Origin of the sequence: Streptomyces sp. NPDC003247, assembly GCF_042888135.1 — a bacterium.
Lineage (GTDB): Bacteria > Actinomycetota > Actinomycetes > Streptomycetales > Streptomycetaceae > Streptomyces.
Window position 1 is genome coordinate 948690 of sequence record NZ_JBIAPF010000003.1, and the last position, 18452, is coordinate 967141.

The 18452-nt window shown below is 74.1% G+C and carries 12 protein-coding genes and 1 pseudogene; 7 read left to right on the plus strand and 6 right to left on the minus strand.

Going from position 1 to position 18452, the window contains the following annotated elements; translation table 11 throughout:
• The first annotated feature begins 85 nt into the window (after positions 1-85).
• The 4 genes from ACFYWQ_RS13455 (at position 86) to fxsT (ending at position 8301) form a co-directional block, all read left to right on the plus strand.
• The gene (locus ACFYWQ_RS13455; RefSeq protein WP_389515827.1) at positions 86-1144 is read left to right on the plus strand and encodes a hypothetical protein; all 1059 of its coding nucleotides are present in this window, start codon (positions 86-88) and stop codon (positions 1142-1144) included.
• Between the two features lie 67 nt (positions 1145-1211).
• Positions 1212-2702: a hypothetical protein gene (locus tag ACFYWQ_RS13460; RefSeq protein WP_389515829.1), complete on the plus strand. Its 1491-nt coding sequence runs from the start codon at positions 1212-1214 to the stop codon at positions 2700-2702.
• Positions 2703-2788: 86 nt separating this feature from the next.
• Entirely contained in the window at positions 2789-3904 is a 1116-nt protein-coding gene (locus ACFYWQ_RS13465; protein WP_389515831.1) for an AAA family ATPase, read from the plus strand.
• Complete coding sequence (gene fxsT / locus ACFYWQ_RS13470) at positions 3901-8301, plus strand: FxSxx-COOH system tetratricopeptide repeat protein (protein ID WP_389515833.1); 4401 nt, start codon at positions 3901-3903, stop codon at positions 8299-8301. The genes ACFYWQ_RS13465 and fxsT overlap by 4 nt, the downstream gene beginning before the upstream one ends.
• 30 nt (positions 8302-8331) lie before the next feature.
• Here the strand turns inward: fxsT and ACFYWQ_RS13475 are convergent, their stop codons facing one another.
• From ACFYWQ_RS13475 to ACFYWQ_RS13490, 4 genes and pseudogenes are all read right to left on the minus strand, one after another.
• A complete protein-coding gene (locus ACFYWQ_RS13475) occupies positions 8332-10227 on the minus strand; it encodes an HEXXH motif domain-containing protein (RefSeq protein ID WP_389515835.1) in 1896 nt (631 codons plus the stop codon).
• Positions 10228-10269: 42 nt separating this feature from the next.
• Positions 10270-10437 (minus strand): hypothetical protein, encoded by a 168-nt coding sequence (locus ACFYWQ_RS13480; protein WP_389515837.1) that lies wholly within the window; start codon positions 10435-10437, stop codon positions 10270-10272.
• Positions 10438-10596: 159 nt separating this feature from the next.
• Entirely contained in the window at positions 10597-11307 is a 711-nt protein-coding gene (locus ACFYWQ_RS13485) for a response regulator (protein WP_389515839.1), read from the minus strand.
• A 728-nt stretch (positions 11308-12035) separates the two neighbouring features.
• A pseudogene (locus ACFYWQ_RS13490) lies at positions 12036-12959 on the minus strand (histidine kinase); the annotation flags it as partial.
• Positions 12960-13220: 261 nt separating this feature from the next.
• Here ACFYWQ_RS13490 and ACFYWQ_RS13495 point away from each other — a divergent pair.
• Positions 13221-13706 (plus strand): cation:proton antiporter regulatory subunit, encoded by a 486-nt coding sequence (locus tag ACFYWQ_RS13495; protein WP_389515841.1) that lies wholly within the window; start codon positions 13221-13223, stop codon positions 13704-13706.
• A 4-nt stretch (positions 13707-13710) separates the two neighbouring features.
• A complete protein-coding gene (locus ACFYWQ_RS13500) occupies positions 13711-14934 on the plus strand; it encodes a cation:proton antiporter (RefSeq protein WP_389515842.1) in 1224 nt (407 codons plus the stop codon).
• Positions 14935-15040: 106 nt separating this feature from the next.
• Here ACFYWQ_RS13500 and ACFYWQ_RS13505 read toward each other — a convergent pair whose 3' ends face one another.
• Positions 15041-15448 carry a MazG nucleotide pyrophosphohydrolase domain-containing protein gene (locus ACFYWQ_RS13505; RefSeq protein ID WP_389515844.1) on the minus strand — a complete coding sequence of 136 codons (408 nt, stop codon included), beginning with the start codon at positions 15446-15448 and terminating at the stop codon, positions 15041-15043.
• A 412-nt stretch (positions 15449-15860) separates the two neighbouring features.
• On the opposite strand from ACFYWQ_RS13505, the gene ACFYWQ_RS13510 reads away from it, so the two are divergent.
• Entirely contained in the window at positions 15861-16859 is a 999-nt protein-coding gene (locus tag ACFYWQ_RS13510; RefSeq protein WP_389515846.1) for a TAXI family TRAP transporter solute-binding subunit, read from the plus strand.
• Between the two features lie 178 nt (positions 16860-17037).
• Here ACFYWQ_RS13510 and ACFYWQ_RS13515 read toward each other — a convergent pair whose 3' ends face one another.
• Positions 17038-18450 (minus strand): ATP-binding protein, encoded by a 1413-nt coding sequence (locus tag ACFYWQ_RS13515; protein WP_389515848.1) that lies wholly within the window; start codon positions 18448-18450, stop codon positions 17038-17040.
• Between the last annotated feature and the right edge of the window lie 2 nt (positions 18451-18452).

Below are 18452 nucleotides of genomic sequence, written 5' to 3' on the forward strand. Positions count from 1 at the left end.
CCTCACCATGGAGGTCCCGATCGGGCACGGCGACGGTCGGGGGTGAGGCGGCCGGGGGGAACGGCCGGCGACGGGGGGACTGCCTGTGGATGACGACGACGTCGACGCGTTCGTGCTGACCGCCGTCGAGCCGGAGTTCCGGGCCGTCGTCGGGCATCTCGAACCCGGCCGGAGCAGACGGAGCGCCGACGGCGCCGCGTACGAGGTGGGGCACTTCCACGGGGAGCGGGGCCGCCTCAGGGTCGCCGTGCAACTGGGCGGCGCCGGGAACGAGCTGGCCGCGGCGCTGGCCGAGCGCGCGGTCGCCCGCCTGCGCCCCTCCGTGCTGCTGTTCGTGGGCGTCGCGGGCGGCCGCAAGGACGTCCGGCTGGGGGACGTGGTGGCCGCCGACACGGTCTACGGCTACGAGAGCGGCCGGGACGAGGCCGACGGCTTCCGGCCCCGGATCAAGTCCTGGCCGTCGTCGTTCGCGCTGGTGCAGAGGGCGCGCCTGGTCGCGGCCGACGGCCGGTGGCGGCGCCGTATCCGGCCGTCTCCCCCGCGGCCCCCGGCGGCATACGTCGGGGCGCTGGCCGCGGGCGCGAAGGTGGTCGCCGACACCGGGTCGGCGTCCGGCCGGCTGCTGCGCGAGGTGACGGGCGACGCGCTGGCCGTCGAGATGGAGGGGCTCGGCCTGCTCACCGCGGCCCGGATCAACCCCCGGGTGCAGGCACTGGTCGTCCGGGGCGTCTCCGATCTCCTGGGCGACAAGGACGAGGGGCACGACGCCCACTGGCAGCCGGTGGCCGCCCGGCACGCCGCCGCGTTCGCCTTCGAGCTGCTCGCCCAGACCGAGGCGCGCGCCCCCGCCACCCCGCCGCAGGGGCTGACCGCCCGTCAGACGGGCGAGCTGGCCACGCTGCTGCTGCGCGTGCCCGGCATCGCCGCTCCGGCGTCCTGGCAGATGCTCCTCGACCAGCTGCCGCGCGTAGGCGTCATGACGAGCCGCCAGCAGAACCCACGCCTGGAGGCGGTGTCCTTGGTGCGGACCTGTGAGGACCTGGACGGGTGGCAGTCGCTGCTGGACGCGCTCGAGGTGCTGTGGCCCGACACGCCCGCCGTGCGGCAGGTACGCCACTACCTGGACGAGCACCGGCTCGTCTGACACCGGGGGCGCCGGACCTTCCCCGTGCGCGGACCCGGTCCCCACATGACGCTCGAAGGAGTGAGGGATGACTGCCTACGGGGGCGGCGGTCTCGGACTCGTGAAGGAGTTCGCGGACGCCCTGGGCAAGTGCGGCGGATTGCAGGAGCGCGGCTCGCGGGCCCTGTGCCTGCGGCTCATGGCCAAGGAGCTCGGCACTCCGCCCGCGGTGCGGGAGTACGACGTGACCCAGTACTTCCTACTCGACCTGGCAGCCGTCTGCCTGGAGAACCCGCGCACCATGCGGGCCCTGCTGGAGGCGCTGTCGGCCCTCAACGAGGACGTCGAGGAAGTACGGGCGCTCACCGACAGCCTGCTGGCCGACCCCGTCCTCCCGCCCGACGACGTCCTCACCCTGCGGCCGCTCCTGGACGGCTTCGCCCTGCCCAACCTGCCCGCGCTGTGCCGCAGGGCCGTCGCCGACCTGCGTCCCGTCCCCCCGTACGGCGACGCCTGGAGCGCCTTCGAGAGCCTCAGCCGGTTCAACGCCCGCCCCGACGGGCTGCCGCCCACCCTCGCCTTCGTCGAGTACGTGGCGGCCGAGGCCCCCTACGAGCGCGGTATCGCCCTGCGGGCCTGGAACGACGCCCGGGCCCACGCCCTGTCGCTGCTGACCGAGCTGCGCAGCCTCCGGCAGCAGGTGGCCTACGCCCACACCCCCGAACCCGGCAACGCCTACCTGGTCATCCGGCTGCTGCGACGCGAGGAGCCGGGCCGCTACCAGCTCACCTCGTGGCGGCACTACGACCCCGACGAACCGACCTCCTGGCGTCCCCGGCAGGAGGGCAGTGTGGAGGTGTCGCTGGCCGAGGTGGAGCGGGTGGTCGAGCGGTTGGTGTTCGAGGCCGACGAGGACTGGGCCCGGGACGCCAACCGCCTCCACGTCGAGTTCGTGCTCGGACCGGAGGACCTGAACCTGCCGGTGCACCGCTTCCGCACCGAACTCGACAGCGACCCGCCGTCCTCGCTGAGCGTCGGCTACTGCGTGGTCGTCCGCAGTCTGCAACGCTGCCGCACCCCGCGGTGGCACCGGGCGTGGCGGCAGCGCTGGGCGGCCGTCACGGACACGCCCGAACTGGCCCGGCCGCTCGTGGTGGGGGGCGGCCGGCCGGAGGACCCCCGGCACGGGGACGTCTCCGGGCTCGACGCCCGCCTGAAAGGCGACCGGTCGATCGGCTGCCTCGTCCTGTCGCAGCCTCCGGAGGGCTCGACCGATGGGGCGCAGGAAGCACTCGTGGGACTTCGGTGCGGGATACCCGCACTGGTGTGGGACGCCCGTAACTCCGCGACCCGCAAGGGAGTTGAGAAAACGGACGAGACCGTATACGGCTTGCTCCGCAACCTTTCAGGGCTCCGTGAGGCCGTGACAGAATTACGCATCGAAGCCCACGGGGGTTCCTTGAACGGCCGCGACGATCATCCGGGGCACCACACCGTCCTCCTGTGGGACGACCCGACCAGGCCGATCGAGAACCCCCAGCCGCTGACCGGACCGGACCAGGGGGTGGACGGTCGATGACCGGCACGGCACGATCCGAGGGGAACGGCACGGGTGCCCCGTCCGCACGTGTTCCGCGGTCCTGGTGGGTGTACAGGGGCACCGGATTGCCGCTGCACGATATCGAGCTGACCGACCTGCTGCCCCCGGCGCCGCCCTGGCGGACGTTCACCGGCAGCTCCCCGTCCCCCTCCGCGCACCGGGACGCGGAAGGAGGCGCTCCGGCCGGATCCGCGGAAGGAGCCGGGCCCGCCGGATCCGCGGAAGGAGCCGGACCGGCCGGATCCGTCGAACCGCCGCCGCCCCAGGAGGACGAGGCGGAACTGCGGCGCCGGCTCGGCGCGAGCCCCGTGGGCACACCGGCCGACGCCGCGGAGACCGACCTGGTCAACGCCGCGCTGATCCTGCGCCGCCCGCTCCTGGTGACGGGCCGGCCCGGTACGGGCAAGTCGGCCCTGGCGTACCGCATCAGCCGGGAGTTACGGCTGGGACGGGTGCTGCGCTGGCCGGTCACCTCGAAGACGACGCTGAAGTCCGCCCTGTACCGGTACGACGCCGTCAGCCGGATCCACGCCGCCGCCACCTCTGACGGCTTCGGGGAGGCCGGCAAGGAGGACGCGGCCGGCCCCACGACGGACATCGGCTCGTTCCTCGCGCTCGGCCCGCTGGGCACGGCGCTGCTGCCGTACCGGCTCCCGCGCGTGCTCCTCGTGGACGAATTCGACAAGAGCGACATGGACCTGCCGAACGACCTGCTCGACGTCTTCGAGGCGGGCGAGTTCGTCGTCCCCGAGCTGGCGCGGATGCGCAGCCGCCGGCCGGTGGTGGAGGTCCAGTCCGACGACCCCGGCCGCACCGCCCTGATCCGCGACGGCCGGGTGCGGTGCCGGGAGTTCCCCCTGGTCGTCATCACGAGCAACGGCGAGCGCGAGTTCCCTCCCGCCTTCCTGCGCCGGTGTCTCCACCTGCACGTCGAGGAGCCGAGGCTGGACCGGCTGGCCGGCATCGTGGCCGCCCATCTCGGCCCCCAGGACGCGGACCCCCGGGTCGCCGAGCTGGTACGGCTGTTCGCGGAACGCAGCGCGCAGGAGAGCGGACTGGCCACGGACCAGCTGCTCAACTCGATCTGGCTCGCGACGTCGGGAGCGTACTCCCGTGGCGCCGACTGGGAGGCACTGCTGCGCGCCGTCTGGCACCGGCTCGACGGCGTGACAGAGACGTGACGCGCGAGGGCGGCGGCGAGGGAGTCGGGAAGGAGCCGTTCGGCGCCTCGTGGTCGGAGATAGCCGACGCGCTGATCCTGCTCACCGCCGGGGCCGGGGACGAGGACCGTGACGGATACGGCGGCGGCGCGGAACCGGTGGCGGGGCGGCCGGACGAGCCGCCGCCGGCCGACCCCGCGCCGGGCGACGCGGACGGCCTCCCGGACCCCCCTCCCCCGTCGGCGGACCCCGGCGCCGACGGCCCGGAGGAGCCGCCCGGCCCGGAATCGCACATCAGGGCTCCGGAGGGCTCGGCGCCGGGCGCCGAGCCGCCCGGCGGGACGCCCACGCCGGGCGCCGCGCCGACGGGCGATCCGGGCATGTCCGCGCACCGGGCGCACCGGGCACCCCGGGCGTTCCGGGCGCCGGGGCGGACCCGGGAACTCACGCGCGCGTTACGGCCGTTCAAGAGGACGGTCGACTCGGCGACCGAGGAGGAACTGGACGAGGAGAGGACCGCGGACGCCGCGGCGCTCAGCCGCCGTTGGATCCCGCGGTTCCGCCCGGTGCGCGAGCGCTGGATGGACGCCGTCCTCGTCGCCGACGTGAGCTCGTCGATGGCGATCTGGCGGCGGACCGTGGCGGAGTTCGAGCAGGCCGTCCGGCACACCGGGGCCTTCCGGGACATCCGGGTGCACACCGTCGACGGGGACCGGCCGGCGGAGACGGATCCGCCCTGGCACCCCGGGCGCCCGCACCCGGCCGGGCGGCGGCCGGACCGGGGGTGGCCGGACCGGGGGCGGCTGGTGGTCCTGGTGCTGACGGACGGCGTGGGCCCCGGCTGGCGCGGCGGACGGGCGGCCCGGTTGCTCGACGACTGGACACCGCACGCCTCGGTGGCCGTGGTGCACGTCCTCGCCCAGGCGGTCTGGCACCGCACCGGACTGGCCGCCCACCTGGCCCGAGTGCGCGTTCCGGGCCCCGGAGCGCCCAACGGCACCTGGCGGGTGCGGGGCGCCGGCCCGCACGACCGGCCGGTGGTGCCGGTGCTGGAGCTGTCCCCGGCGTGGCTGGGGCGCTGGGCCCGGCTGGCGACGGGGGCGACGGCGGGCGACCACGACGTCTGGGTGACGACGCCCCCGGAGCAGGGCGTCCCGGCGGAGGACGCCGGGTGGGAGACCGGATTCCCCGACCCGATGGAGCGCGTGACCCGATTCCGGGCCGACGCCAGCCCCGCCGCCTGGGAACTCGCCGCCCGATTGGCGGCGATTCCGCTCAACGTGCCGACGATGGAATACGTGCTGCACCACAGCGGCACCGGAGCCGGGCCCGGCGAATTGGCCGAGGTCATGCTGGGCGGCCTGCTGCGCAAGGTCGGCAGTGATCCGCTCGACGAACTGGAAATCGCCTACGAATTCCACGACGGCGTCCGTGAACTGATGCTGTCCGCGGCCGGATCCCGGGACGAGACCCGGTACATGCTGCGCAGCACGCTGGAGCGCCTCGGGCGGCGCTGGCAGCCGCTGCGCGATCTCGGAGCGCTGCTCGACGACCCCGAGGCGCAGGCGACGACCCTTCCGCTACCCGAACAGCTCATTCCGTACGCACACGTTCAGGTGAAAGTGGCGAAGGCCCTCAGTGGCCCGTACCTGGCGTCCTCCCGGTCCTTGCGCAGCCGTCTGGAGCAGTTCACGCCCACCCCCTCGGCCTCGGGCACGGGACAGGAGGGGTCAAACAGTCAATCCGAGGTGACACACGTGACTTACGGTCACAAGCCCGGTTCCGGACCGCCCGAGGCCGGGGCCTCGGGCGGCCACACACCTGAGAACGAACTTATCGACACATCGACGAAAGGAGCCTTTGTGCCAGTCCCCCTCGTCGGGAGCTCTCCCCCCATGGAGGAGCGCCGGGCCGGAGATCTGCCCCCGGCGTGGAACGCCCCGCCCCGGAATCCGGCCTTCACCGGGCGAGGCAAGGAATTGGATGCCCTTCACCAGAGGCTCACCACCGAAGGATCGGCCGCGGTTCTTCCCGAGGCTCTGCACGGTCTGGGCGGTGTGGGGAAAACACAGATCGCCGTCGAGTACGTATACCGGCATTCGGACGAATACGACGTCGTCTGGTGGATCTCGGCCGAACACCCCGAGCAGATCCGGCAGTCCCTCGCCCGACTGGGAGCCGTTCTCGGTGTCGAGACCGGCGGTGAGCAGAAGATCACCATCGCGGCGGTCCTCGGCGCCCTGCGCATGGGCCGCCCCTACCGGAGGTGGCTGCTGGTGTTCGACAACGCCGAGCATCCCGAGACCGTGCGCCAGTTCTTCCCCACCGGGGGCACCGGAAGGATCCTCGTGACCTCGCGCAACGCGCAGTGGGGCAGGATCGCCCAGACCGTGGACATCGACGTGTTCACCCCCGAGGAGAGCATCGAGCTGCTGGCCCGGCGCGGGCCGGAGCTCGAACACCCCCAGGCCGCCCGGGTGGCCGAGGCCCTGGGCAATCTGCCGCTGGCCCTGGAGCAGGCCGCCGCGTGGCTGTCCGAAACCGGTATGCCCGTGGACGAGTACCTCCAGATTTTCGAGGACGAACGGGCGGACCTGGACTCGCAGCGCGGCGAACTCCTCGCCGCGGGCGTCCCCGTCGACTACCCGGAGCCGGTCGCCGCCGCCTGGAACATGTCCCTCGGACGGCTGGCCGAGCGCCACGCGGGGGCCCACCAGCTGCTCCAGGTGTGCTCGTTCTTCGCACCCGAGCCGATCGCACGGCGCATCTTCACCGGCGTGCGCGGTGTCGAACTGCCCGCGGAACTGACCGAGGTGCTCCGGGACCCGGTCAAACTGGGGCAGGCCATCCGGGAGATCAACCGGTTCTCCCTCATCAGGATCAACCACCGGGACAACACCATCCAGATGCACCGACTGGTGCGGGCCGTGCTGGTCGGCCGGATGTCCCCGCAGGAGCAGGCCGACATGCGGCACGCCGCCCACGTCCTGCTCGCCAACTACGACCCGGGCGACGTGGTCTCGGTCAACTGGCCGCGGTACTCGGAGCTCATGGTGCACGCCCGGTTCTCGCGCGCCCAGGAGTGCGACGACGGCTGGGTGCGGGACATGGTCCGCAACATCATCCGCTACCTGCACGGCTCGGGCGACCACCTGACCTGCGTGGAGTACGGCCGTGAGGTCGTCCAGGCGTGGACCGAACGGCTCGGCGAGAACGACCTGCAGACCCTCACCGTGGCCGCCACCCTGGGACACGCGCTGCGCACCCTGGGCGACTACCGGGAAGCCTCGGAGCTGAACGACAACAGCCTGCGCCTGCTGCGCGAGAGCGTCGGCGAGGACCACCCCAACACGCTCGCCGCGGTCGGTGCCGTCTCGGAGAACGCCCAGATCCGCGGCGACTTCGCCCGGTCGGTGGAACTGGAGGAGGACCGCTGGCGCCGGGCCGTGCGCGAGTTCGGGGACAACGACCCCACCACCCTGGCCGCGGCCAACGACTACGCCCTCGCCCTGCGCCTGGTCGGCGACTACGCGGAGGCGCTGCGCATCGACACCCAGGCCCGGGACGCCGCCGTCCAGCTCCTCGGCTACGACGCCCTGCTGCCGCTGCTCCTCACCAACAACCTCTCCATCGACATCCGCGAGAACGGCGACTACATCGGCAGCCGGCGCATGCAGGAGGAGACCCTGCAACTCGTCCGGCAGGTCACCAGGGACCGTACGGCGCCTCTCAGCCTGATCGCGGCCCGCACCCTCGCCGTGCACCGCCGCAAGGCCGGCGACCACGCGGGAGCGCTGGAGCTGAACGACGAGACCCTGCGGCTCTACCGCAGCAGGTTCGGTGAGCGCAACCTCAACGTGGCGGCCACCGTGCTCAACCTCTCCATGGACCTCCGGCAGAACGGCGAGCTGGAGGAAGCCCGCGCGGTGGGCGGCGACTGCCTGCGGACACTGCAGGAGCTGCTCGGCCCACGGCACCCGTACACGCTGGCCGCGGCCGCGGACCTCGCGGTGACCGTCCGCGCGCTCGGTGATCCGCAGGAAGCCCTGACCATGGACCAGAAGACCTACCGGCTGCACTGCGAGGCGCTGGGCGAGGACCATCCCGGTTCGCTGTCCATCGCCGTCAACCTGGCCAGCGACCACTACGGGGTCGCCGACTACACCGAAGCCGCCGAGATCAACGAGCGCACACTGCCCCTGTGCCGCGCGCGTCTGGGGGAGAACCATCCCGGCACGCTGGCCTGCCTGACGAACCTCTCCCTGGACCTGCGGGCGCTCGGGCGGGGTGAGGAGGCCTCCCGGCTGCGGGTCGACGCCCTGGAGCGCTACAGCCAGGTGCTCGGCGGCAACCACCCGGCCACCACCGGCTGCTCGCGCGGCATCCGGGCGGACTGTGACGTGGAGGCGCACCGCTGATCCGGCCGTCCGGGACGGCCGGGCACCGGGTCAGCCTCCCCCGGGCCCGCTCCGGGCCCGGGCGCCGGCCTCCCCGATCCAGGCGGCGACCGCCTCCGGGGTGCGCCCGCTCCCCCGGCGCAGCAGTTCCCGGTGGACGGAGGCGACCAGTTCGGGATGGTGCAGGAGCGCCTCACGGGCCTGCCCCTCGGGCAGGCTCAGCCCCAGCCCGGCCCAGGCGGCCGGGGCGTCGGGGTCCTCCGCGACCAGGTGCCGGTAGCCGGCCAGGGCGGCGGCCCGGTCGCCCGCCGCCCAGGCGTAGTCCGTCGCCGAGGCTCCGGCCCCCGCCACCGGATCCGCCCGCAGCCGCGCGAAGCGCTCCGGGTCGCCGAGGCGCACGCGCACGAGCCGCGTCCGGACGTCGGGCACCACGGGCCCGGTCCGCCGGCGCACCTCGGGGAAGCGGCGGGGCGCCGGCTCCCCGCGGACCAGGGCGTCCGCCCAGGCGCTCACCCGCGCGGAGTCGCAGCGCGAGTGGGACAGCCGGAACACCGTCCGGTGGTCGTCGCGCGCCTCCTGGGCCGCCCGGGCCGGCTCCCGGGGAACGGGCTGCTCCAGCAACGCGGCGAGCGTGTCCCCGACCTCCCGGAGATACAGCTCCCCCATGCCGGTCAGCGTCCCCTCGGCCCACAGGGTGCCCAGCGCTTCCTCCACCTGCCCCCTGCTCAACGCGAACTCGAAATCCGCCCGGGCGAGTTCGGCGTCCCCGAGCCCGCCCTGCTCACGGCGGGCCTGCCAGAAGGACGCCACGCCGAGGAACGCGTGGACGCCGTGCAGCATCCCCCTCAACGGCCGGGGGTCGGCGCGCCAGGGCGCGTAGTGCACCTCCTCCAGTCCACCGCTCAGCAGGGTCACCATGTCCATGAGCGCGCTGAGCTTGATGTGCTGCGCCTCGTGGACGAGCGCCGCGGCCAGTTCGGCGGGCTCGGCGGGCCTGGTCATCAGCACGCCCCCGTACGCCTCGGGGGCACTGCCGCTGAACAGTTCCGCGGGGCTGCGGTCGGGCAGGGGGGTGAGGGCGAGCAGGCAGTCCGCGACACCGGCGGGGTCGATGCGCCGCTGCCCGGCCACGAGCCGCCAGGCCGCCCGGTAGAGACGCTGCCAGGTGGCCGCCTCCGTGTCGTCCAGCCGCTCGACGGGCAGCCGGCGCAGGTAGTGCCGCCAGGGGTCGAGATCGTCCAGCACCAGGGAGCCGGGGGGCCGCTCACCGGTCGAGCGTAGCCGTCGCAGGGCCCACCAGCCGGGCGCGTCCTCGGTGAGGTCGTCGGGCAGGGGCACGGTGCCCGAGGGCCATCGCACCCCGGCGCCCCTCGCGTCCCGGTAGACCTCGACCGCCGGTGCGGACGTCGGGCGCGGGAGCGGGGCGCCGCCCAGCGACGGCAGCAGCACTCCGGCTTCCAGGACGGGCACGCGGGCGGTGAACCGCAGGCGGGCGCTGAGGGCTGCCGCGGCGGCCAGGGCGTGCACCTGCCGGGCGTCGGCCAGGGCGTCGTGCGGAGCCGGGGAGCCGGCGCCGGGACGCAGGGCGCGCAGGGTGCGGGCGAGCCAGCTGCCCACGCTCGGATGGAGCAGGACCGCCTCCACGGCCGGCCGGTTCGCGGTCTCCGCCGCGGCGAGGAGGTCCCAGGCGTGTTGTGCCGCCGGTAAGGAGGCGTCCGGCGGGGGGTGCCCGTCGAGCGTCTCGACCAGGGCCCGCAGCAGGACCAGCCGTCGGCTGCGCTGGCCGGACCGCAGCACCGCGACGGTGTCCCGGCCGCCGCCCCGGGCGAGGTCCACGAGATGCTCCGTCGTCAGCCGGTGACGGGCCGGAGCGGGGGGTGACGGGCCGGGGTCGGGCGCGGTTCCCCCGGTTCCCCCCACGGAGGAGGTGGCTCCCTGGTCCGACATGGTTCTCCTCACCACGGACCGGCCCGGGGCACACGGGCCACGTCAGCAACCGACCGACGAGTTGCCCAGCGTCGGCGGTTCGTCGACGAGCGCGAGCAGACGACGGGCCTCCTCGACGAGCCCGGCGGACGCGAGGGAGCCGACGGCTGCCAGCGGCACTTCCGAGAGATCCACCAGCTCGGTCTCGACATCGGGTGCCGACAGATCCACAGCTCGTCCCCCTTGTCAGACCGGCGGCACAGGCGTCCCCCTTCATGGTTACGCATTCCAGGGGCTCGCGAAAGATGGTGGCCCGCCGGGAGCACCACAAATGGCCAATGCCGGCGCCGGGAGGGGCTCCGGGTCCTCCCGGGCGGGTGGCACGAGCCGTCAGGGGTCGATGAGGCCCGCCCGGATGGCGTAGCGGGTGAGTTCGAGACGGTCGCGCATGCCCAGCTTCTGGAGGAGGTTGGCGCGGTGCCGCTCGACCGTCTTCGCGCTGATGAAGAGGAGCACGCCGATCTCCTTCGACGTGTGGCCCTCGGCGACGAGCTTGAGGATCTCCTCCTCGCGTTCGGTGATGGGCCGCTCGGGCAGCCCCTCGATGCCGTCCCCCCGGTGCAGCCGCTCGAGGTAGGAGCGTACGAGCGCCCGTTCCGCGCCCGGGTAGATGAACGGCTCGTCGCGCATGACCGCCCGGCACGCCTCGACGAGGTCCCGGTCGGCGACCGACTTCAGGACGTAGCCGCCGGCGCCGGCCCTGAGGGCCTCGAAGAAGTACTGCTCGTTGTCGTACATGGTGAGGATGAGGATGCGCAGGCCGGGGAGGCGGCGGGAGAGTTCCCGGGCCGCCTGGAGCCCGGTGGTGCGGGGCATCGCGATGTCGAGGACGGCCAGGTCGATGTCCCCGGCCCGGGCCCGCTCCACGGCCTCGGCCCCGTCCCCGGCCTCGGCCACGACCGTCAGGTCCGGTTCACCGTCGAGGATGAGCCGCACGCCCCGGCGTACGAGTGTGTGGTCGTCGGCGAGCAGCACACGGACCGGCGGGGCTGGGGGTGCGGGCGAGACGGGAGGGGCGGACGCGGTCAGGGGAGTGGGCAAGGCCGCAGAAGCGGGCACGGCCAGAGAAGCGGGCGCGGCCAGAGAAGCGGGCGCGGCCAGAGAAGCGGGCGCGGCCAGAGAAGCGGGCGCGGCCAGAGAAGCGGGCGAGACGGGAGGGGCGGGCGCGGCCGGAGAAGCGGGCGAGACGGGAGGGGCGGGCGCGGCCGGAGAAGCGGGCGAGACGGGAGGGGCGGGCGCGGCCGGAGATACCGGCGGGGCCGGCCGGGCCGGAGATGCCGACGCGGCGGGAGGAGACGACGCGGCCGGCGGAGCGGACGTACGCGGCGGAGCGGACGTACGCGGCGGAGCGGACGCGGTCGGCGGAGCGGGCGGGAGCGGGGGCGTCTCGTGGGTCATCGGCGGCCGCCGGGGGTGGCCGCGGGGCGGTCACGCAAGGCGGCGGCTCGGAACCGGCCCGCCCCCCGGCCGACGGCTCGGGTGCCGCAGGCCGCGTCGGCGGGAAGCCACCCCTCGGTGCCGGTCCGCGGGCCCTCCCCGAGCTCTGCTCCCGCGCCCGCCCCGGTCACGGCTCCCGGCCCCTCCCCGGTCACCGCCCCTGAGCCCTGCCCGGTCACTGCCCCCGGGCCCGCCCCGGTCACGGCTCCCGGCCCCTCCCCGGTCACCGCCCCTGAGCCCTGCCCGGTCACTGCCCCCGGGCCCTCCCCGGTCACTGCCCCCGAGCCCTCCCCGGTCACTGCCCCAGGGCCCTCCCCGCTCCGGGTCCGTCCGATCCGCAGCCGTACGTCCGTCCCTCCCTCGGCGCCGGGTGTGAGGGTGAGCGTGGCTCCGACCAGCAGGGCCCGTTCGCGCATGCCGCGGATGCCGGCGCCCTCGGCCGCGGGGCCGAGACCGGTGCCGTTGTCCCGGACGAGGAGTTCCACGCCGCCGGCGACCGGGCGGAGGCTGAGGTCGGCGCGGTCGGCGCCGGAGTGCCGGGCGGTGTTGGTGAGGGCCTCCTGGGCGACGCGGTACAGCACCAGTTCCGTCTCCTCGGTCAGCGGGGGCAGACCGCCGCGCAGGTCGCGCCGGACCGTCAGCCCGTGGGTGGTGAACTCGGCCGCGAGCGAGCGCAGGGCGCTCGTCAGGCCGAGCTCGTCGAGGACGCCGGGGCGCAGGCGCCGGGCGATACGGCGGATCTCGTCGAGGCCGGCGCGGGTGGCCTCCTGCGCCTGGCCCACCTCCTCGCGCAGTCCCTCCGGGACGCGGTCGGCGACACGCTTGAGCTGGAGGAGCACGGCGGTGAGGGTCTGGCCGACCTCGTCGTGGAGTTCCCGGGCGATGCGGTGGCGCTCACGTTCCTGCGCGGACAGGGCGCGCGCGGCGCTGGTGGCGCGCTCGGCCTCCAGCCGGTCGAGCATGGCGTTGTAGGTCGTGATCAGTTCGGCCGTCTCCACCGGCCCGGAGACGACGGCCCGGGCCCCGGGGTGCAGCAGGTCGGCGCCGGCCATGGCCCGGCCCAGCCGCCCCAGCGGGGCCAGACCGACGCGCAGGACGACCGCGTTGACGGCGAGCAGCGCGGCCAGGCCCGCCACCACGACGAGCACCTCGCCGGGCAGCACGGGCGTGGAGACGGTGATCGGCCCGAGGAGCAGCGCGGTGGCCACGACGAGGCCGGCGGCGTTGAGGGCGAAGATCCGCCAGAACAGCGACACGTGCGCGGATCCTCCTCTCCCGGGCCCAGCAGTCCGCCGGGTCCTCGTCCATGGCACCGCCGTGACCAGCCTCTCCGTCCTGCACCGATCCTGTCCATCCGTCGCGACACCCATGTCGCCACCGTACGGGGGGATGGCAGCATGGCTGCTCCGGGCACCCGTGGGCGGTCGGCCGCGACGGGATCCCGGCCCCGGGAACACGACCCCACCGGCACCACGTCGACCACGACGTCGGCCCTCACTTCCACAAGGAGAAGAAACGTGTCTGCTCCGCGTCTTCGCACGACCCCGCTGCCAGGGATCGGCGTCCAGTACGACCTCGTGACGCGGGAGCAACGGCACCTGTCCGTGGTGGCGCACCGCGACGGCAACCGGACGGTGAGCGTGTACCGCGCCGACGACCCGGACTCCTGCGCCCAGTCCCTGCGGCTGACCGGCTCCGAGGCGGGCGCGCTGATCGACGCGCTCAAGCCCTCCCACCACAGCGCGAGCCTGCTGTACACCACGGACCTGGGACTGGTCGCCGAGCGCGTGGAGGTGACCACGACCTCGCGCTGGAACGGGCGGCTGCTGGGCGACACCCGGATGCGCACGGAGACCGGCGCCTCGATCGTGGCGGTGCTGCGGCGGGCCGAGGCCATCCCGTCACCGGCGCCGGACTTCCGGCTGGCGGGAGGCGACATCCTCATCGTCATCGGCACCCGTGAGGGCGTGGACGCGGCCGCGGCGATACTCGGGCGGGGGTGAACCGGTGCATTCCTCCGCCGTCCTGCTGATCGAGTTCGGTTCCATCATCCTGGGCCTCGGCCTGCTCGGCCGGTTCGCGGCCCGTTTCCAGTTCTCGCCCATCCCCCTGTACCTGCTGGCCGGTCTGGCCTTCGGTGAGGGCGGGCTGCTGCCGCTCGGCGCGAGCGAGGAGTTCGTGGCCATCGGCGCCGAGATCGGCGTCATCCTGCTGCTGCTCATGCTCGGCCTGGAGTACACGGCGAGCGATCTGGTCTCCAACCTCAAGGCGCACTACCCGTCCGGTCTCGTGGACTGCGCCCTGAACGCCCTGCCGGGTGCGGCCGCCGCGCTGCTGCTCGGCTGGGGGCCGGTGGCCGCCGTGGTCCTCGCCGGCGTCACCTGGATCTCGTCGTCCGGGGTGATCGCCAAGGTCCTGGGCGACCTGGGCCGGGTCGGGAACCGGGAGACCCCGGTGATCCTGAGCGTCCTCGTGCTGGAGGACCTGGCGATGGCGGTCTACCTGCCGATCGTCACCGCGCTGGTCGCGGGGGTCGGTTTCGCGGCCGGCAGCGTGACCCTGGCGATCGCGCTGGGCGTCGCGGGTCTCGTGCTGTTCGCGGCGGTGCGCTACGGCCGGGTCATCTCCCGGTTCGTGTCGAGCGACGACCCGGAGAAGCTGCTGCTCGTCGTCCTCGGCCTGACGATCCTGGTCGCCGGTGTGGCGCAGCAGCTCCAGGTGTCGGCGGCGGTGGGCGCCTTCCTGGTGGGCATCGCGCTGTCCGGGGAGGTCGCCGAGGGCGCGCACACCCTGCTGAGCCCGCTGCGGGACCTGTTCGCCGCCGTCTTCTTCGTCTTCTTCGGGCTGCACACGGACCCGGCGAGCATCCCGCCGGTCCTGCTGCCGGCCCTCGCGCTGGCCGTCGTCACCGCGGCGACGAAGATCGCCACCGGCTACTGGGCGGCCCGGCGTGCCGGGATCTCGGTCCGGGGCCGCTGGCGCGCGGGCGGGGCGCTGGTGGCGCGCGGCGAGTTCTCGATCGTCATCGCCGGGCTGGCGGTCACCGCCGGCATCGAGCCCTCGCTGGGCCCGCTGGCGACGGCGTACGTCCTGATCCTGGTCGTCGTGGGACCGCTCACCGCCCGCTACACGGAACCGCTGGCGTCGTGGTGGACACGGCGGCGGGGCACGCCCCAGAGCCCGGCACGGCCGCCGGCCGAGGTACGGGCCGGATCCCGCGTCGGTGACTGACGGCAGGCGGGCCCGTCCGGACGCCGGGCGGGCCCGCGCCGGCACCTCCGGTGGGCGCGGTGGGCGCCGTGGGCGCGGTTGGGCGCGGTGGGCGCGTCCCCGCCCCTCAGTCCGCCCCGCCCGCGACCCACCCCTGGCGCCGCAGCACCGCCGACACGTCCGGGGCCTCGTAGTGCTCGCCCTTGAGGACCTTGCCGTCGGCGCGGCGGGCGATCCGGCCGTCGGGGCCCCGCTTGGTCATGTTGGAACGGTGGATCTCGGCTATCACCGCGTCGAGGTCGATGCCGTGCACCAGGGCCGTCCCATAGGCGACGTACACCACGTCGGCCAGCTCGTGCGCCAGCCGGTCCAGCGGGCCGCTCACCGAGACCTCGGCGACCTCGGCGGCCTCCTCGGCGAGCAGCTCCCCGCGGTGCGCGGCGAGCCGGGGCGACACCTCCGTGGGCGTACTGCGGACGTCGAGCCCGCAGGCTCGGTGGAACTCACGGACCAGGTCGGCGGGCGAGGAACTCATGCACCGACTGTAGCGACGCCCACTGACACCCCCGCCCCCCGACCGCCCGCCGCCTTCCGCCACGGGGTGTGAGCCGCGCCCTTGCCAGTCCGCAGGGTACGAACCCGCCCCCGTTGGACCTCACCATGTGAACCCCCGCCCGGCCGGTCCGCACCGTGTGAACCCCCGCCCCGGCCGGCCCGCCGGGTGTGAGCCCCGTCTGGTCGGTCCGGGCCGAGTGCACCCCGCCCGGCCGGTCCCGGGCGAGTGCACCCCACCCAGCCGGTCCGCCGGATATGAGCCCCGTCTGGTCGGTCCGGGCCGAGTGCACCCCACCCGGCCGGTCCCGGGCGAGTGCACCCCACCCGGCCGGTCCCGGGCGAGTGCACCCCGCCCTGGCCAGTCCCCGTCCCGGCCTGGCAGGATCGCGCTCATGTCCACGGTGTTCCCCCCTGTCGGCAGGCGCCGGGCCCTCCAGGGCGCGGCCGCCGGCGCCGTCGTGCTCGGGCTGCTGCTGTGGTGGCTGCTGCCCCTGGGCGAGGATCCGCCGAGCGGATCGATCACCTTCAGCACGGGCACGACGAGCGGCGTCTACTACGAGTACGGCAGCCGTCTGCGCACCGAGCTCGCCGAGGACATGCCCGGCCTCGACGTGAACCTGACGACGAGCAACGGCTCGCAGGAGAACGTCGCGCGCGTGGCGGAGGGCCGCGCGGACTTCACCATCGCCGCGGCCGACGCGGTCGCCGCGTACGAGGCGCAGTACCCCGGCTCGGCCGCCCGGCTGCGCGGTGTGGCGCGGCTGTACGACGACTACGTCCAGCTCGTCGTGCCGCGCGACTCGGACGTCCGGTCCGTCGCCGACCTGAAGGGCAGGACGGTCGCGACGGGCCTGCCCCGCTCGGGTGTGCGGCTGATCGCCAACCGGGTGCTCAAGGCGGCGGGCCTGGACCCGGCGAAGGACCTCAGTGCGGTGTCGGAGGGCATCGACACCGGGCCGGAGCAGCTGAAGCAGGGCACGATCGACGCGTTCTTCTGGTCCGGCGGGGTGCCGACGGCCGGGCTGGAGAAGCTGGCGGACGGATTCAGCTTCCGGTTCGTGCCGATCGACGCCGCGCTGGTCGCCAAGATGCACGAGCAGGACGACACCGCGGGCTACTACCGTGCCACGAACATGCCCGAGTCGGCCTACCCCACCGTCCAGAACGGCGCCACCGTGGCGACGATCGCGGTGTCCAACCTGCTGATGACCCGCACGGACACCGATGCCCGGCTCACCGAGTGGCTGACCCGGACCGTGATCAAGAGCCGGGACGGCATCGGTGCGCACGTCCACTCCGCCCAGCTGGTCGACCTGCGCACCGCCATCTACACCGACCCGCTCCCCCTGCACGAGGGCGCACGACGCTACTACCGGTCCGTCAAGCCGTAGATAGACCGGTCCGTCAAGCCGCAGACCGGCCGTCACGCCGTAGACCGGCCGTCACGCCGTAGACCGGCCGTCACGCCGCAGACCGGTCCGTCAGCCGTAGGACGAGCCTCTCTCCTCGACGCCGTGGACGCGCCCGTCTCCGGGGCCGTGCCGTGGCCGGACCCGGCCCCCGGCGGGCTCAGGCCAGGGGCCGCGACCGCGGCACCGACACCGTCACCCTGAGCCCGGTGGGCTCGTGGCGGTCGTAGGACAGCGAACCGCCGCCGGCCGCGAGCAGGGCCCGGGAGATGGACAGGCCGAGGCCGGAGCCCTTGATGTTCTGGTGGCGGCCGCTGCGCCAGAACCGGTCGCCGACGCGCGCGAGTTCCTCGTCGTTCAGACCGGGTCCGTTGTCCGTGACGACGACGGTGGAGGTCTCGCCGTCGGCCGCGACCGCCACCTCCACGCTCTCTCCCTCCGGGGTGAACTTCACCGCGTTGTCGATCACCGCGTCCAGGGCGCTGGACAGGGTGACCGGGTCGGCCCAGGCCGTGGTGGGCGGGCAGTCGCCCAGCAGGCGGACGCCCTTGGCCTCGGCCGTGGGCGCCCAGGCCGCGACGCGCTCGGCGGCCAGCGCGCCGATGTCGGTGACCCGCAGGTCGGCCTCGCTGTGCTCGGCCAGGGCGAGGTCGAGCAGGTCGTCCAGGACCTGGGCGAGACGCTTTCCCTCGTTCTGGACGGAGGCGATCTCCTCGTTGCCCTCCGGGAGTTCGTAGGCGAGCAGTTCGATGCGCAGCAGCAGCGCCGCGAGCGGGTTGCGCAACTGGTGGGAGGCGTCGGCGACGAAGGCGCGCTGCTGCTCCAGCACGTCCTCGACGTTGTCCGCCATCTCGTTGAACGACCGGGCCAGGCGTCTGAGTTCCGGCGGGCCGCTGGCGACCGCGACCCGGGACTTCAGACGGCCGCTCGCGATGGCGTGGGTGGTGGTGTCCAGGACGCGTACGGGCTTGAGCACCCAGCCGGTCAGCTGGAGGGCCGCTCCTATGGCGAGCAGCATCGCGGCGATCTCGCCCGCGCCGATCACCAGCCACCCGTGCAGGATCCGCGACCGCATCGCGCCGGTGGGCGAGTCGGTCACGACGACGGCGACGACGTCACCGTCGCGGATCACCGGGGACGCCACCACCAGGCGGTTGCGCTGCCACGGCCACACCTGCCGCGGGTCGTGGCTCCGGCGGCTGAGGAAGGCCTCCTCGTACGCGTCCCTGACCTCACCCGTCTCGGGGAGGTACCAGTCCCTCGGCGCATGGGCCATGGGGGTGTCGCTGCGGTAGAAGACCCCGGCGCGAATGCCGTAGACCTCGTAGTAGCTGGTCAGCTCGCGGCCGAGGGTCGCGCGCCGCTCGTCGTTGGACGTGGACGCCTCGCCGGAGCCGGCGGGCGGGGTGGTGACGAACTGGGCGAGGGCCGCGAACCGCGCGGTGTCGTCGATACGGTCCACGACGACCTTCTGCTGCTGTGCGCCGGCCACGCTGACGGCCAGGGGCACGCCGAGCGCGAGCAGCACGGCCGCCATCAGCACGATGAGCAGCGGCAGGAGACGTGTGCGCAACG

Excerpts from the sequence above, each read along its gene's own strand:
- ACFYWQ_RS13460 (WP_389515829.1), top strand. The coding sequence starts at position 1,212 with ATGACTGCCTACGGGGGCGGCGGTCTCGGACTCGTGAAGGAGTTCGCG.
- ACFYWQ_RS13475 (WP_389515835.1), bottom strand. The coding sequence starts at position 10,227 with ATGTCGGACCAGGGAGCCACCTCCTCCGTGGGGGGAACCGGGGGAACC.
- ACFYWQ_RS13505 (WP_389515844.1), bottom strand. The coding sequence starts at position 15,448 with ATGAGTTCCTCGCCCGCCGACCTGGTCCGTGAGTTCCACCGAGCCTGC.
- ACFYWQ_RS13510 (WP_389515846.1), top strand. The coding sequence starts at position 15,861 with ATGTCCACGGTGTTCCCCCCTGTCGGCAGGCGCCGGGCCCTCCAGGGC.